Source organism: Desulfacinum hydrothermale DSM 13146 (assembly GCF_900176285.1).
Taxonomy (GTDB): domain Bacteria; phylum Desulfobacterota; class Syntrophobacteria; order Syntrophobacterales; family DSM-9756; genus Desulfacinum; species Desulfacinum hydrothermale.
The window spans coordinates 180,921-196,200 of the sequence record NZ_FWXF01000004.1; the positions used below are offsets into that span (position 1 = coordinate 180,921).

General features: G+C 62.5%; 13 protein-coding genes. 11 read left to right on the top strand and 2 right to left on the bottom strand.

Annotated elements, in window-relative coordinates:
* Nucleotides 1-227: 227 nt before the first annotated feature.
* Complete coding sequence (locus B9A12_RS16900) at nucleotides 228-1,292, bottom strand: enoyl-CoA hydratase/isomerase family protein (RefSeq protein ID WP_170920372.1); 1,065 nt, start codon at nucleotides 1,290-1,292, stop codon at nucleotides 228-230.
* Between the two features lie 96 nt (nucleotides 1,293-1,388).
* Between B9A12_RS16900 and B9A12_RS05700 the strand changes: the two genes are divergently transcribed.
* Nucleotides 1,389-2,684, top strand: a complete 1,296-nt coding sequence (locus B9A12_RS05700) for an XRE family transcriptional regulator (protein WP_084056910.1) — start codon at nucleotides 1,389-1,391, stop codon at nucleotides 2,682-2,684.
* 197 nt (nucleotides 2,685-2,881) lie between these two features.
* Complete coding sequence (locus tag B9A12_RS05705; protein WP_084056911.1) at nucleotides 2,882-3,274, top strand: thioesterase family protein; 393 nt, start codon at nucleotides 2,882-2,884, stop codon at nucleotides 3,272-3,274.
* Nucleotides 3,275-3,440: 166 nt separating this feature from the next.
* Here B9A12_RS05705 and B9A12_RS05710 read toward each other — a convergent pair whose 3' ends face one another.
* Nucleotides 3,441-4,436, bottom strand: coding sequence for a cation diffusion facilitator family transporter (locus tag B9A12_RS05710; protein WP_084056912.1), 996 nt, complete (start codon nucleotides 4,434-4,436; stop codon nucleotides 3,441-3,443).
* A gap of 198 nt (nucleotides 4,437-4,634) precedes the next feature.
* On the opposite strand from B9A12_RS05710, the gene B9A12_RS05715 reads away from it, so the two are divergent.
* The 9 genes from B9A12_RS05715 to B9A12_RS05755 all read left to right on the top strand — a co-directional run bounded on the left by B9A12_RS05715 (nucleotide 4,635) and on the right by B9A12_RS05755 (nucleotide 15,279).
* Complete coding sequence (locus B9A12_RS05715) at nucleotides 4,635-5,069, top strand: hydrogenase maturation nickel metallochaperone HypA/HybF (protein ID WP_245802363.1); 435 nt, start codon at nucleotides 4,635-4,637, stop codon at nucleotides 5,067-5,069.
* Nucleotides 4,996-5,664: a hydrogenase nickel incorporation protein HypB gene (hypB, locus tag B9A12_RS05720; protein WP_084056914.1), complete on the top strand. Its 669-nt coding sequence runs from the start codon at nucleotides 4,996-4,998 to the stop codon at nucleotides 5,662-5,664. The genes B9A12_RS05715 and hypB overlap by 74 nt, the downstream gene beginning before the upstream one ends.
* Complete coding sequence (gene hypF, locus B9A12_RS05725) at nucleotides 5,661-7,973, top strand: carbamoyltransferase HypF (RefSeq protein WP_212636834.1); 2,313 nt, start codon at nucleotides 5,661-5,663, stop codon at nucleotides 7,971-7,973. Before hypB ends, hypF begins: the two co-directional genes overlap by 4 nt.
* Nucleotides 7,974-7,992: 19 nt before the next feature.
* Entirely contained in the window at nucleotides 7,993-9,093 is a 1,101-nt protein-coding gene (gene hypD / locus B9A12_RS05730) for a hydrogenase formation protein HypD (protein WP_084056915.1), read from the top strand.
* Nucleotides 9,094-9,544: 451 nt separating this feature from the next.
* The gene (locus B9A12_RS05735) at nucleotides 9,545-11,584 is read left to right on the top strand and encodes a tyrosine-type recombinase/integrase (protein ID WP_084056916.1); all 2,040 of its coding nucleotides are present in this window, start codon (nucleotides 9,545-9,547) and stop codon (nucleotides 11,582-11,584) included.
* 275 nt (nucleotides 11,585-11,859) lie between these two features.
* The gene (locus B9A12_RS16905; protein WP_170920375.1) at nucleotides 11,860-12,033 is read left to right on the top strand and encodes a hypothetical protein; all 174 of its coding nucleotides are present in this window, start codon (nucleotides 11,860-11,862) and stop codon (nucleotides 12,031-12,033) included.
* Nucleotides 12,034-12,158: 125 nt separating this feature from the next.
* Nucleotides 12,159-13,166, top strand: coding sequence for a hydrogenase expression/formation protein HypE (gene hypE, locus B9A12_RS05740; RefSeq protein ID WP_139796510.1), 1,008 nt, complete (start codon nucleotides 12,159-12,161; stop codon nucleotides 13,164-13,166).
* Between the two features lie 223 nt (nucleotides 13,167-13,389).
* Nucleotides 13,390-14,523 carry a radical SAM protein gene (locus B9A12_RS05745; RefSeq protein ID WP_084056918.1) on the top strand — a complete coding sequence of 378 codons (1,134 nt, stop codon included), beginning with the start codon at nucleotides 13,390-13,392 and terminating at the stop codon, nucleotides 14,521-14,523.
* 261 nt (nucleotides 14,524-14,784) lie between these two features.
* Nucleotides 14,785-15,279, top strand: coding sequence for a PPC domain-containing DNA-binding protein (locus B9A12_RS05755; RefSeq protein WP_212636835.1), 495 nt, complete (start codon nucleotides 14,785-14,787; stop codon nucleotides 15,277-15,279).
* Nucleotide 15,280: the final 1 nt, after the last annotated feature.

Below are 15,280 nucleotides of genomic sequence, written 5' to 3' on the forward strand. Positions count from 1 at the left end.
TCATGGAAGGATCTTCCGCTGGTTGTCCGGCAATGGAAAAGAGGCGGAGAACGGGCACGTTGCGTCCTCTTCGTTCGGACCGTGCGGTTTGGGACGGCCGTGACACGGTGTTTTGCCCGCCCGAGAGGGAACTGGTTTTCCGCTCGTAGGCCGGCCCGGCGGGACGCCCTTATCTGATGGCGCCCGCGGGACGCTCTTGGTGCCGGAACCCACTTTCGGACGAGCTCTTATGGGCTTGCTTCCAGGAAATCCAGGTGTTCCAGGGACCCCACCTCTTCCAAGGTGGGGGGCTGCCACCGGGGGTTGTCGTCCTTATCCAGGAGGCGGGCCCGGACCCCTTCCAGATAGTCCGGTTGGCGGATGATCCATCCGGCCGCCTTTCTCTCGATCTCAAAGACCTGATCCAGGGGGCGGCCTTGGTTCAGGCGGAGAAGGCGCAGGGTGAGTACCACGGCCGTGGGCGATCTTTCGGAAAGCCTTTGAAAGACGCCTTGGCAGAGTTCGCTGTGGATGGAGCATGCGGAAAGGTCTTTCATGATTTCCAGCATGTCCGCCTTGCCGGCAAAGTAGGTGCGCACCCAGGCGTCCACGTGGGGATCTCCCGGCTCCACCGGCTCCGAGATTTCTTCCAGGGCTTTGCGCCACGACCCCGAATCCGAATGGGAGGCCGTTCGTTGAAGAAGGTCTCGAAGCTCCTCCATGGACAGGCGGGGGACGTAGTGAGTGGCCAGGCCCACACGGACACATTCCTTTCCCGTCAGATCGTATCCGGTGAGGGCCAGGTATTCGGGGTAGCCGGGCGGGCACTTGTGAAAGAGCCAGCCGGTGGATCCCACATCGGGAAAGAATCCGATGCGGGTTTCGGGCATGGCCATGTGGGTTGTGGACGTGGCCAGCACGGCATCGGCACCGGCCGCCAGGCCCAGGCCTCCTCCCATGGTCACCCCGTGGGCCAAGACGATGACGGGTTTGGGGAACCGATGGATGGATAGGTCCAGCGCATACTCCTTTTGAAAAAACTCTTCCGCCTTCTCCAGCTGTCCTTCACCAACCGCCTGCGCCAGCTGCTTGATATCGCCTCCTGCACAGAATCCCTTGGAACCCGATCCGGTCAAGAGCACCATGGAAATGCGGGGATCCTCCCCGGCCCGCTGAAAGGCCGCGTCCAGGAGCTGGACCATCTCCGTGGTGAGACTGTTGAGGGCCTGGGGCCGGTTGAGCCGTATTTCCATCAGGGAGCCCCAGGTCTTGATCAGGACGTCTTTTTCATGTTCTTGGTGAAGGAGGTGCATGACGATCGCTCCCAAAGGCTTGAAGTCAGGGCAGGTTCGGTGGGACACATGAATCACACCTAACATAAGATCGGATGCCCAGGAAAGGAAACCTTCATGGGGCGAAAGGCTGTCTTGACCACGGGCATAGAGGATTTGGACCGCGCTCTGGGCGGAGTTCGCTCGCCGGAGACCGTCTTGTGGGTGGACGAGGCGGGTGATCGCTTTCCGATCTTTGGCAGCGCTTTTGCCCGACACCAGATCCTGACTGGAAAGCCGCTTGTCTTTGTGAGCTTCGATCGTCTTCCCCATGGGATCCTGGCGGGGCTGGAATTGGATGTGAAAGGGGCCCGCGTGGTTCTGGTGGACTGCTTTTCCCACGGCAAGGCCTCGGCGGAGGCCGACCGGCTGGAGGGAAATGAGGGCCGACTCCCGCGGTTCGCCCGTTTGCAGACGCCCTCCGATCTGTCCCGTCCGGACGCCTTGGTGGATCTTGTCCTCTCGGCCCTTCCCAAGCGGCGGAAGACCTTTGCGTTGGTGTTTGAAAGCCTGACCGGGATGGTGGGCGTGTGGAAGGAATCCGGAACGCTCCACTTCATGGAGCGGATGCAGGAGGTCCTGCAGGGCCGCAACACCATCACCTACTGGGTCACCCGCAAAAAGGTCCATTCCCGGCACTTTCGGGAAGAAGTGGAGTCCAAGGCCAGTGTGGTGGTGGAACTGTCCGCCATGCGCAACAAGCCGCATCTGACACTACGGAAGGCTTCGGGGCGTGAGGGCTCGGCTCTTCTGGGCAGGCCCTTGCGCTATTGGCAGGTGGAAGGCCGGGTGTCCGTGGAGACCAAGAAAAGATCATCTTTGAAGAAGGTGCTGGGTCGGAGGTTGCGCAAGTTCCGCGTGCGCCGGGGGATCTCCCAGACGGAATTGGCCCAGATGATCGGGGTGACCCCCAGTAGCATTTCCCAGATCGAAAGCAACCTGATCTATCCCTCCATCCCGGCCTTGGTGCGCATGGCCGAAGTCCTGGATGTGGACGTGAGCGCTTTCTTCTCGGAGCCCCTGACACGGTATCGGAAGCCCATCTTGGAGCAGGAAAGGGCGAGAAAACTGGAACTTCCCGAAGAATACCGGTCGGTTCTCTCCATTTGGGCCCTGGCCCCGGAGGACATGGGAGGCAAGGGTGAGCCCTACGTGATCGAGATCCCTCCGGGGGCTGTGGTGCCATCCCATTTCTTTTCCAGAAAGACCGACCAGATGGGCTATGTCCTTCAGGGCCGTCTGATCTTCCAGACGGAGACGGGTGCCAACCTGGCCGGCCCCGGGGATGTCATCTACCTGGCTGGGGCCACGGCCACGGAGTGGAGAAACCTGGGCGAGGAAACGGCCCGGCTTTTTTGGGTTCTTTTCACATGAGCGTGGGCGCGGGGCGTCGGTCCTGAGGTGCGAGGCGGGGTTGGAAAGGATCTGGGACGTGCATCCTGCCTCGCCCCCCACCCACGCCCACTTGTATCCTTCGTTATTGCGATGTGCCGCGATGGCGGCGGAGAGGATGCGGTGGGAATCTTTCGAGAGGCGCACGTGGGGCGTTCCCCAACCGAGGAGGTGGAAAGATGAGTGAGCTGAAGGCCGGCATGGTGGGCAGAGCGGAAACCACGGTCACAGATGCCAATGTGGCCCGAACCATGGGAAGTGGGGATGTGGAGGTGTTCGCCACCCCGGCCATGGTGGCCCTCATGGAGGCGGCGGCGGTGGCCTGCGTGCGCCAGTTCCTGGGCGAAGAGAACACGTCCGTGGGGACCTCCATGCGCACATCCCACATAGCGGCCACGCCCGTGGGCATGAAGGTGCGCGCCGAGGCCCTCCTGGAAGAGGTGGACGGTCGGCGGCTGATCTTTAAGGTGAGTGCCTACGACGAAAAAGAGAAGATCGGAGAGGGCGTGCACGAACGCTTCGTGGTGCACCGGGAAAAGTTCCTGGCCAGGGTGCGAAGCAAGGCGGACTGAACTTTTCCCTTGGTTTCCATGGAGCTGTCCGCACGTGGCCACAGGCCGTTGGACGCCGAGCGATCCGTTCCACAGATGTTTCTTTGGAAAATGACCTCCCGACATGGCCCCGCTTCCGGGAGGGGGGCGGCTTTTGCCGTCTCAAGTGACTGCTTTTTCGTTTGTTTCAGGAATCGGCCTCTTTTCGAAATTCCGTGGTCAGGTGAGCCTGATCCCACGGCTTGAGGGCCTGGAGTGGCGCTTGCCTTTGCTTGCACTTCTGCCGGCTGCAGATGGGGCATTCGGGGTCCCGGCAGGCATCGATGTGGACCAGGACCTCCACGTGCTCTCCAAACCGATCCCGGAAGGCCTGCTCCAGTTCCTCCACCTCCTGGTGGGCTTCATGGATGGTAAGGTCTCTCGGTAAAATGAGGTGAAAGTCCACGTAGATGTACCGTCCGGAACGCCACGCCCGCAGGCGGTGGACGTCGATCCAGTTTTCTTTCCTGCGGGAGCTGAGCAACCGCCCGATTTCGGCCAGTAGATCCGGGTCCGAAGCGTCCATGAGGCGGGAGAAGGATTCCCTCAGAAGCCGGCTTCCGGAATAGAGGATGTGGGCTCCCACCAGGATGGCCACCGCGCCGTCCAGCCAATACCAGCCCGTCCATTTCACCAAGACCAGGCCCAGGATGACACCGGCGGAGGTGGCCACGTCGGTGAGTACATGGGTGCCGTCCGCCACCAGGGGGATGGACTGGGTTCGCTTGCCCACCCGGATGAGGTGGACGCCCAGGCCCAGATTGATCAGGCTCGCGGCCACGAGGAGCAGGAGTCCCTGGTCCAGGTGGGGAAGGGGACGCGCCGCTCCCAATTGCTTCCAGGCGGAGCCAAAGATGCCCACAGCCGCGATCACGATGAGAGCCCCTTCGAAGCCGGCCGAAAAGTATTCGATCTTGCCGTGGCCGTACGGATGGTCGGCGTCGGGGGGCTTGGCCGAAAGCACGATGCTCCAAAGAGCGAAACCGCTGGCGATCACGTTGATGATGGACTCCAGAGCATCGGAGAGGACCGCGGTCGAACGGGTCAGGTGGAAGATGTAGAACTTGAGGAGCATCAAGAGGGCGCCCACCGTCACGGACAGGGAGACGGCCAGCAGCCGTTGGCGAAAGAGTTGTCGTTCCATGGGATCTCCATCCTCGCAAGTTGGCGTGCACTTCATTATTCTAGCAGGGCTGCCGCCCGGGTAAAACCTCTCGGTGGAAGGCGCGGCATAAGCCGTCTTGACCGGTGGAGCGTGAGGTGTGTAAAGTGCCAGCGTTTTTCACTAGGAAGGATGGGTTCCGGTTGGCGCGAGGGCGGAAGGAGAGTTTGCGTGCACGAGATGGCCATTGCCCAGAATCTGTTGGAAATCGTCCTGGATGAAAGCGCCCGGCACGGCATGCGTCGGGTGGATCGCATCGTCGTGCAGGTGGGAGCCCTGGCGGCGGTGGTTCCGGAAGCGCTCACCTTCTGCTTTCAGGTGGTGTCGCAGGATACGCCGGCGGCTTCGGCACGCCTGGACATCGAAACGGTGCCGGTGGTGGTTCGGTGTCCGTTGTGCGGGGAGCTCTTCGAGGTGGAAGATCGCTTCGATGCCTGCCCCGATTGCGGGCCCGTGATGTCGGGCATGCATATGGTGAGCGGACGGGAGATGACAGTTCTATCCATTGAAGGAGAAGGCGACAACGAGGGAGTGGAAGACCATGACGGAAATCAAGGTGCCGGTGGTTCGGAACATCCTGGAGATCAACGACCGACTGGCGGAAGAAAATCGTAGGCTTTTTGATGAAAAGAAGGTGCTGGCTCTCAACCTCATGAGCTCCCCCGGGGCGGGAAAGACGTCTTTGCTGGAACGCACGGTGGAGGGATTGGGTGATCGGTTCGGTATCGCGGTCATCGAGGGAGACATCCAATCCTCTTACGACGCCGAGAGGATCCAGAAAAAGGGGGTTCAGGCCGTGCAGATCAACACGGACGGCGCCTGCCATCTGGACGGCAACATGGTGCAGTCGGCCCTGGCCGCCCTGGATCTGGATTCGGTGGATCTTCTGGTCATCGAAAACGTGGGAAATCTGGTTTGCCCGGCTGAATTCAACCTGGGTGAACACCACAAGGCCATGATCTTGAGCGTGGCCGAAGGCGACGACAAGCCCCTCAAGTACCCCCTCATGTTTCAGCAGTCATCGGTCCTGCTGGTGAACAAGATCGACCTGCTGCCCTACGTGGACTGCGACCTGGCCACCATCCGCCAACGTACCTCTCAGCTCAATCCCAACCAGACCGTCTTCCAGGTTTCGTGCCGCACGGGAGAAGGACTGGACGCTTGGTATGCATGGCTGGAAGCTCGAATCCAGGAAGTGAAGAACGCGTGAGTCAGCCCGCCGAAAGGGGACAGCGGCGCATTCGCATCCAGGTGGACGGGATCGTGCAGGGGGTGGGCTTCCGGCCCACCGTCTACCAATTGGCTCGCAGCTTGGACCTGGTGGGCTGGGTGCGAAACGATTCAGAGGGTGTTGAGATCGAGGTGGCGGGGCCCTCTGACCGGGTGCAGGCGTTTGTGAGTCGGCTGCCTCAGGAAGCCCCGCCGCTGGCGAAAATCGTCCGCCTGGAGGTAAAGGAGCGCCCTTGGGAACCCGGAGACGGTTTCCACATCCAGGCCAGTGAGCGCACTGGGTCCCGCACCACCCTCATCTCACCCGATGTTTCCATCTGTGAGGACTGCCGGCGCGAGCTGCTGGATCCCTCGGACCGGCGTTTCCGTTACCCTTTCATCAACTGCACCAATTGCGGCCCCCGTTACACCATCATTCGCGACGTTCCCTACGACCGCGACAATACCACCATGGATTGCTTTCCCATGTGTGCGGCTTGCCGCGCCGAATATGAAGATCCCCGGAACCGGCGGTTCCATGCCCAGCCAAACGCCTGCTGGCAGTGCGGCCCCCTGGTGTGGCTGGAAGACGCCCAGGGGCACCGGCTGGCCGAAAAGGACGAAGCCGTCCGCCAAGCCATCCGATGGCTGGCGGAGGGAAAGATCGTCGCCGTCAAGGGCCTTGGGGGCTTCCATCTGGCGGTTTTGGCGACCGATGAGGCGGCGGTGGCCCGGCTGCGCCGCCGCAAGATCCGAGAGGAAAAACCCTTTGCGGTGATGTTTGCTTCACGGGAGGCCGTCCAGGGGGTTTGCCAGGTGCATCCCGAAGAGGAGGCGCTGCTGCTGAGCCGGGAACGTCCCATTGTGCTTCTGGCCAAGCGCCGGGCCGTGCGGCCGGGACATTCGGAAATCGCCCCTTCCGTGGCCCCGCGCAACCGATTCCTGGGGGCCTTCTTGCCCTACACCCCGCTCCATGCCCTGCTCTTCCACGACGCCCCCTATGAAGCCCTGGTGATGACCAGCGGCAACCAAAGCGATGAGCCCATCGTCACGGACAATGCGGCGGCCCGGGATCGGCTCCGAAACATCGCCGATGTCTTCCTCTTGCACAACCGAGACATCCACATCCGTTGTGACGATTCCGTGGTGCGCTCCGTGCGCGGAAAACCCCGCCCTCTTCGGAGAGCCCGGGGTTATGTGCCGGTGCCGGTGGTCCTTCGCGAGTCCGGCCCAGTGGTGTTGGGGGTGGGCGGAGAGTTGAAGAATACGGTCTGTCTCACTCGGGGCCGATACGCCTTCGTGAGCCAGCACGTGGGGGATCTGGAGAATCTGGAAACCCTTCGGGCCTTCGAGCACACCATCGACCACCTGCAAAAGATCCTGGAAGTGCATCCTCGGCTGATCGTCCATGATCTCCATCCCGATTACTTGAGCACCCAGTGGGCTGAGGGACAGACCCAACCGGCCCGCCTTGCCGTCCAGCACCATCACGCCCACATTGCCTCCGTGGTGGCCGAAAACGGATGGGACGGCCCCGTGCTGGGCGTGGCCCTGGACGGCACCGGATACGGCCCGGACGGCACGATCTGGGGCGGGGAGTTCCTCCTGGTGGACGGGGCTCGCTACGAGAGGTTGGGCCGATTTTCTCACCTGCCCCTTCCCGGGGGAGAACGGGCCATCAAGGAGCCCTGGCGCATGGCATTGGCCGCCCTCTGGTGCCTGGAAGGGGAAGAAGCCGAGAAGGTCCATGGGGAAATCCTGTCCCGATGGCCCGAGAAGGAACGGCGGGTGGTCTTCCAGATGCTTCGATCGGGTTTCAATTCGCCCCTCAGTTCTTCCTGCGGCCGGCTTTTCGACGCCGTTTCAGCCCTGGCAGGAATCCGAGACCGGATCACCTACGAAGGGCAGGCGGCCATCGAGCTGGAACAGGCCCTGGAACCGGATGCCGGGGCCTACGAAGCCCGGATCACAAGGGACGAGGGCCTGTGGGTGCTGGACGTTTTTCCCCTGCTGGAGGAGGTGGCTCGGGACGTTCGTCGCGGAACCCGCCCGGGTATTGTCTCAGCCCGGTTTCACAACGGCCTGGTGCGGGCGATTGTGCACCTGGTGGAGCGTTTGCGCCAGGAGACGGGACTGAGCGCGGTGGCCCTCAGCGGGGGGGTCTTTCAAAACATCTATCTATCCCGGAGGTTGGAAGAAGACCTGATCGATCAGGGCTTCCAAGTGTTGATACATGAGCAGGTTCCGCCCAATGATGCCTGCATTTCCCTGGGCCAGGCCCATGTGGGGCGGGAGCACCTCAAACGGTGATGCGGGAAGGATACTCTCCATGGCTCTCAAATACATCGATGAATTCCGGGACGGTGAGCTGGCGCGCGCCATCCTCCAACGGCTCAAGGCCCGTTGCAGGGATCTGGGACCTCTTCGGTTCATGGAAATCTGCGGCACCCATACCGTCTCCATCTTTCGCTCGGGGTTACGCGAGCTGCTTCCATCCAATGTGGAACTCATCAGCGGCCCTGGCTGCCCGGTCTGTGTCACCGCCAACGAGGATATCGACCGGGCCATCTGGTTTGCCAGCCAACCGGAGGTGATCGTCACCACCTTCGGGGACCTGCTCCGCGTGCCGGGCTCCCGATCCTCCCTGCTCCAGAAACGGGGCAACGGGGCGGATGTGCGCATGGTGTATGCCACTTTCGATGCGGTTCAGATCGCCAAGGAAAATCCGGACAAGCACGTGGTCTTTATCGGTATCGGCTTCGAGACCACGGCGCCCACGGTGGCCGCCGCCGTGCAGATGGCCGCTCGGGAAGGACTGGACAACTTTTCCGTCTTTTCCGCCCACAAGGTGATGCCTCCCGTGATGGCGGCCCTGCTGGAATCGGAGAACCTGCATCTGGACGGATTCCTGTGCCCGGGGCACGTGACGACGGTGATTGGAGCCAAGGCCTACCAGGACGTGGTGGACAACTACGGCCTGTCGTGCGTGGTCACGGGCTTCGAGGCGCTGGATATCTTGCAGGGCTTGACGCTTCTGGTGGAGCAGCGGGCCCGGGGAAAGGCTCTGGTGGAGATCCAGTACCGGCGGGGCGTCACCTGGGAAGGCAATCCGGCCGCTCAGAAGCTCATGAACGAAATCTTTGAGCCTGCGGATGCCGTCTGGCGCGGGCTGGGCAAGATCTCGGGATCGGGCTTGGCCGTGCGGCCGCAATGGGCCCGCTTCGATGCCGCGGCCCGCTTCGATGTGCCGTCCATGGATGCCAAGGAGGACCCGGCCTGCCGATGCGGCGATGTTCTGCGCGGAGCCCTTCGACCTCCCCAATGTCCGCTCTTTCGAAAGATCTGCACTCCTCAGAATCCCAAAGGCCCCTGCATGGTGTCCAGCGAGGGCACCTGCGGCGCCTACTACCGCTACCACCGGGACGAGTGAGGGGTGCGCGTAGCCCAAGGCCCGTGAGCGAAAGAGGCCCATGGCAAGGGGGTAACCAAAGCCGAAAAGCCCAGGAGCTTGTCCGAGAACGCCCAGGTTGCCCCCTGCGGGCCCCTGCTGCCGGCCTTACTTTGCCGGAGTAGGGGCGGGTTCGGAACCCGCCTCGACAAAGCTCAAAAAAACCTCCCATGGCACAGTTGAACTGCATGTGTCAGAAAGCCTCCCAGAACCGACCATCCAAAACGGAAAACGGATTACGGAAAAACCGCCCATCGCCAAGGGGGTGGCCTGCTTGTTCGGTGACGTTCGATGCGCGCCGACACTGCGCGTTTGATGGGTTGTGCCGGTGAACCCGGGGAATAGTTGCCGTTGGGGCGCCAAATGACCTATAAAGTCTGCATGGACTGCGTGCCGGCATGCACCGCATTGTGTGGATACAGGGGGGCGTTCCATGGGCGATTCCAAAGAGATCATCGACGTGACAGCCCGCGGGGTTCCTGAAAGAGCACCGGAAGGGAGGGCCGATCACGGTTCCGCCGCCCCCTCCCGAGGTCGTCGCCTTTATGTCTTTGTGGGTCTCTTCGGATGCCTGGCCGCCTTGACCCTCGCCTACTGTTTCCTGCGCCCGCCTGTCTACCGGGCGGAGGCGTCTCTGATTCTCAAGCCCACCGCTGCACAGCCCTCGGAGTTGGCCCCCACGAACGATTCCTCTGTCGGAAAGTCGGACCTGGTGGTGGCCCACCAGGTGCTCACCAGCCGATCCATACTGGAGCGCGTGGGGCAAGAATTTGCGTCCGGGCATGGGGCATCGGAGGGGGCGAGGTCCCTCAGCACCGATCATATCGTTGGGATGGTGGGGGCCCGGATGGTTCCGGACGGCAACATCATCCAGCTCTTTGTGGAGGGATCCGATAGGGCCGAGGCGCTCCAAGTCCTTCGCACCTGGATTCAGGTCTACTTGCGCGCGTTTGAAGAATCCCAGAAGGCCGCCCTGGCCCTGGATACCGCCTCCCTGGACGAGGAACTCCAGGCGCTGGAGGCACGTCTGGAAAGCAAACGCAAGGAGCTGGAGCTCTTCCGCCAAGTCAATGACATCGTTTCGCTGGAGAGAGAAGAAAACCGGTTGGTTTCCAAGCTCAAGGGGCTGAACGAGTCCTTGGCTCGGGCCCAGGAGGCCCAGGTCACCGCCGAGTCCCGGCTCAAGGCACTCCTGGACGCCCGGGCTCGGGGAGAAGACATCCTGGAAGGCCGGGAATTGCGGGCCGTGCTCTCCATGCAGGAAAGGGCCGAGGCGCTCCGGGACCAGATCCGGGGTTTGAGCCAGCGCTACACGGAAAAATACATGAATTTGGATCCCAAGGTTCGGGGGATCCGGGCGCAGCTGGAACGTATCGAGAGGAGAATCGCCACCACGCGCGCCGAGGCCGAGTCGGCCGCTTTGGACAAGGCCCGCCAGGACGTGGAGACTGCCCGCCGAAGCGTGGCGCAATTGGAGGCCCAAATCGCGGAGCAGGAAGGGCAGGCGAGGCAATTCAATGCCAAGTTCGCCCGGCATCAGGCCCTGGTGGATGAGCTGAAGGACCTGGAGACTCTCTACCGTCGACGCAAGGAACAGCGGATTCAACGGGAGGTCTCACCGGCTCAGCAGGTACCCAGGTTGAACGTGCTGGAGCCGCCGCAGGCGGGCGAAGTCCCCGTGCGTCCCCACTACTTGAGGGATGCGGCCATTGGGATGGGAGGCGCCCTGCTGGTCTCGCTCTTCGGCCTGTGGCTTTATGAGTTTCTGCTTCGGCTGCCGCGAAAGGAAGAGCCTTCCGGAGGACCCACGCTCATCTTTCAGCCCCATGTCTCTCCAGGTGTGGAGCCCCCTTCATCTCCTCGGGTCCTGCTGGAGGGCCGCGCAGGCGAGGCCTCGGGGCCGGAGCGCGAACTTTCCCCCTTGGAGATCGAGGCCATGATCCGAACGGCCGGGCCGGTGGATCGGGCACTTGTCTATCTCATGCTCACAGGTCTCCCAGGGGAAGAGGTGGCGCGCCTTCGCTGGGCGGACGTGGATGTGGAGGGGGGATGGATCCGCCTTTCCGGAAATCCCCTCCGATCCATTCCTCTGGTGGGACTGGGGCGTGAGGTGTTGAGGAGACTGGCGGATGCACGTGAGGAGGCGCCCTCCGATGCCTCCGAGCCGGTCTTCATGAATGAAAATTCCAAGGCCATGACGGAAGACGAGATTCGGGCGCGATTGATCTTCCTGGCTCAGGAAGCGTGCCTGGCATCCCCCGCCACGGTGACCCCGGAGGTGTTGCGCCACACCTATCTGCTCTTCCTGGTCCGGCAAGGGATCCGCCTTTCGGCTTTGGAACAGATAGTGGGGCCGGTGGGGCCTTCTTTTGTCAGTCGCTACGGGGCCATGGCCCCACCAGGCCCTGGACGGGGCCCGGAAGACGTGGCTCGGGTCCTACCCGTTTTTCAGAAAACCGATGATCGGGGCTAGAGCTTGTGGGAAGGCTTGCTCAACTGTCCGGTTGTTGGGAGCACAGCCCTTCATGCCTGCGAAAAAGAACCCTGGGCCAGGTCCGTTCCCCCTGAGCCCTCTGGAATTGAGGTGACAGGGGAAAATCCATTCCCGCGGGACGGAAGCCCCGCGGTGGCCAATGAGAAGAAAATCTTTAGCCGTTTTGGGGCGGTCGGCCGATGGTCGGCGCCGGCCGCAGGGACGGATTCGCGCAGCGCCCCTGCGGGGGAAGGACAGCCACCTGGGAGGTTGCCATGGTATACAGCACGGTGGGCTACTGTGCGTGCGGATTCCAGGTATGGATCGAGTACCTGGTTTCCTCCGATAGGACGTGGACGTATCGTTTTTTCGACGATGAGCACCGAGAAATAGATCGGTGTCCGCAATGCGGCCGGCGGTTGTCCGAAGACCTTTTGGAATCCCTCTGAGCCACCGGCTTCCCCTCCATTTTGCCCTTGTCACCGCCCGTCCGGGCCATGTAGTAGAATCCAGCCTTTGCGATTGTTGTCATTATTGGATGCAGTTCCTTCAGAGCGGGGAGGAAGATCGATTGATGGAGCGCACTATCACGCTGGATCACGGCAGCGGCGGCCGGGCTACGCATGAGCTGATCAGCCAGGTCTTTGCCCAAGCCTTCCACAACGACTATCTGGGCCAGATGAACGACAGCGCGGTGCTCCCGGTACCCGAAGGGCGCCTTGCCATGAGCACCGATTCCTATGTGGTGGACCCGGTCATCTTTCCCGGGGGCAACATCGGAAGTCTGGCGGTTCATGGAACCATCAACGACCTGGCCATGAGTGGTGCCCGACCATTGTATCTCACGGCGGGGTTCGTGCTGGAGGAGGGCTTGCCCCTGGATCTGTTGGAGGAGATCGTGCAAGCCATGGCCCAGGCCGCCCAAGAGGCTCGGGTGGCCATCGTGGCGGGGGACACCAAGGTGGTTCCCAAGGGCAAGGCGGACAAGATCTTCATCAACACGGCGGGAGTCGGCGTGGTGCCTCCCGGCCTGGAGCTGGGAGGGCAGTATGCCCGGCCCGGGGATGTGGTGCTCATCAACGGCACCATCGGGGACCATGGCATGGCCATCCTGTGCACGCGCCAAGGGCTCGCTTTGGAAGGGAAAATCCAGAGCGATTCGGCGGCCCTCCATGACCTGGTGGGCGACCTCTTGCAAGCGTGCCCCGAGGTGCGGGTGCTCCGGGATCCCACGCGGGGCGGGGTGGCTACCACGCTCAATGAGATCGCCCGTCAGTCGGGCGTGGGCATCCGCCTGTTTGAAGAGTCCCTTCCGATTCGAGATGATGTGGCCGGCGCATGCGAACTGCTGGGGCTGGATCCCCTGTACGTGGCCAATGAAGGGAAAGTGCTGGCCGTGGTGCCCCCCGCGGTGAGCGAAAAGGCCCTGGAGGTGATGCGTCGCCATCCTTTGGGGCGGGAGGCCCGATGCATCGGCCAAGTGACGGAAGAGGATCCGGGTCGTGTGGCGCTGCGCACACGGATCGGAGGCCACCGGCTCCTGGACATGCTCCGGGGCGAGCAGTTGCCACGGATCTGCTGATCACCCTCCTCGGTGATCGCCCATCTGGAAAACGGCGTTCCCCATGGCAAACGACGAGCCGCGGCCAGGAGAGTCGGCCGGGCCGCGGCGCTATCGGCCTCTGGTGTCGTCCCATTCGTGGTGGCCCACCTTGTCGATGGCTCGTGCCGTGGATTAGAGTTCTGGGGAACACCGGGTTTTCCTATCCCCTGTTATCGAGCCATGATCGGAAGGCGATCACCCATTGAGCGAAAGCTGGTTCGGCCAAAAATCCCGTCATTTCCAATGCGCCGTTTGCCGGCGTCTGGTGACCGACGCCGGCCCGGGCCTGGGGGTCTGTCCGGAATGCTTGCGCACCCGCTGGGATGCGGCAGAATCCGTTGTGGAAACCATCCATCGCGGGTCCCGCGAACGCTTTGACCTGCCGGTCCGGCCCCCTGCGGCCCCTGTGGGGGTGGAGTGTGCGCTCTGTGTGCATCGTTGCCGCATGCAACCCCATGAGAAAGGCTATTGCGCGGTTCGGGAAGGTACCGAACGGAGTCTTCGACGGGACGGCCGCCACCGCGCCCTGCTTTCGTACTACCACGATCCCATACCCACCAACTGCGTGGCGGACTGGGTGTGCGCCGCGGGAACGGGAAGCGGGTATCCCGCCTACAGCCGGGAACGGGGCCCGGAGGTGGGCTGTTACAACCTGGCGGTCTTTTTCGAAGCGTGCAATTTCAACTGCCTCTATTGCCAGAACTGGAGCTTTAAGAAGAGCGGCGAGGCGGGCCAGGCCTGGATCGGCTTGGAGGACCTGCTTTCAGCCGTCACGGAGCGGACCTCTTGCATCTGCTATTTTGGAGGGGATCCGGTGCCGCAGCTTCCCTTCGCTCTTCGGTTTTCCCGACGCGCTCTGGAAAAGCGTTTCGGTTCGGTTCTGCGCATATGCTGGGAGACCAACGGCAGTCTGAATCCGGCGTGGATCAAGGCCATGGTGGATCTCTCACTTCATTCCGGGGGGTGCATCAAGGTGGACCTCAAGGCCTGGGATCCCCATGTACACAAGGCGCTGACCGGCTGTGACAACCGGCAGGTCCTGGAAAACGTTGTTCAAATCGCCGGCTTCGCGCGGCTGCGACGGGACCCGCCCCTTCTGGTGGCCAGCACCCTGCTGGTTCCCGGCTATGTGAACGAAGAAGAGGTCTTTCACCTGGCGCGCTTCATCGCCTCGCTGGATCCGGACATCCCCTATGCGCTTTTGGCCTTCGCACCCCAGTTCTACCTGAACGATTTTCCCACCACTTCCCGTGCCCAGGCCGAAGCCTGCCTGGAAGCGGCCCAAAAAGCCGGCCTGCGGCGCGTGCGTGTGGCCAATCGCCATCTGATCCATTAGGAACTTGTCCAAAACCTCCGGGGAGCAGGGCTCTTCTCATGCCCAAGGAAGGGTCTTCGGACATGGCAGGTACCATCGGGAACGGCCTGCCGCTTCATGGGGCTTGGATGGGTTGTCGCCCCGGGGTGTCCGTTTGGCGGCTCCAGGGTGAGGCCCGCCGTCGGACCTTGGCGGGGTTGGACAATTCTGGGGAAAAGAGGCACCATGAAACGGAGCTTTCCTGCACCTCACGGTGGACGGCCGGCTCGGACGGAGGGCTCCATGGCTTGTGAAAAGATGAGGAGTGTGGACGAAGAGTCGGAGGAGCCAAAGATGCGCTACAGCGAAGGTCATTTGGGGCGGGTGTTTGTTTTGCGACTGGAAGAAGGGGAAAGGATTCCCGACGTGATTGAACAGTTCGCCGAAGAGCAAGGCGTGCAGCGGGCGGCCGTCCTGCTTCTCGGGGGGATCGGCCATGGCAGCCGGGTGGTTGTGGGCCCGGAGGAGGGCCGCGGAGAAGGGATTGTCCCCCTGGTGCACACCCTCCAAGGCATCCAGGAAATTCTCGGCGTGGGGACGATCTTCCCCGACGAACAGGGCCGGCCCATCCTGCATCTGCACGGGGCCTCCGGCCGGGAAGGGGGGGCTTCGGTGGGTTGCACGCGGGCCGGGGTGGACGTGTGGCTCGTGGGTGAAGTGGTGGTCTTGGAAATCCTGGGGATGGACGCGGCCAGGAAAAAGGATCCTCGCAGCGGCCTGTCGCTTCTGGAGCTGTGAC

Coding starts and splice junctions, on each gene's coding strand:
- B9A12_RS16900 (WP_170920372.1), bottom strand. CDS start 1,292: ATGCACCTCCTTCACCAAGAACATGAAAAAGACGTCCTGATCAAGACC.
- B9A12_RS05700 (WP_084056910.1), top strand. CDS start 1,389: ATGGGGCGAAAGGCTGTCTTGACCACGGGCATAGAGGATTTGGACCGC.
- B9A12_RS05705 (WP_084056911.1), top strand. CDS start 2,882: ATGAGTGAGCTGAAGGCCGGCATGGTGGGCAGAGCGGAAACCACGGTC.
- B9A12_RS05710 (WP_084056912.1), bottom strand. CDS start 4,436: ATGGAACGACAACTCTTTCGCCAACGGCTGCTGGCCGTCTCCCTGTCC.
- B9A12_RS05715 (WP_245802363.1), top strand. CDS start 4,635: ATGGCCATTGCCCAGAATCTGTTGGAAATCGTCCTGGATGAAAGCGCC.
- hypB (WP_084056914.1), top strand. CDS start 4,996: ATGACGGAAATCAAGGTGCCGGTGGTTCGGAACATCCTGGAGATCAAC.
- hypD (WP_084056915.1), top strand. CDS start 7,993: ATGGCTCTCAAATACATCGATGAATTCCGGGACGGTGAGCTGGCGCGC.
- B9A12_RS05735 (WP_084056916.1), top strand. CDS start 9,545: ATGGGCGATTCCAAAGAGATCATCGACGTGACAGCCCGCGGGGTTCCT.
- B9A12_RS16905 (WP_170920375.1), top strand. CDS start 11,860: ATGGTATACAGCACGGTGGGCTACTGTGCGTGCGGATTCCAGGTATGG.
- hypE (WP_139796510.1), top strand. CDS start 12,159: ATGGAGCGCACTATCACGCTGGATCACGGCAGCGGCGGCCGGGCTACG.
- B9A12_RS05755 (WP_212636835.1), top strand. CDS start 14,785: ATGGCTTGTGAAAAGATGAGGAGTGTGGACGAAGAGTCGGAGGAGCCA.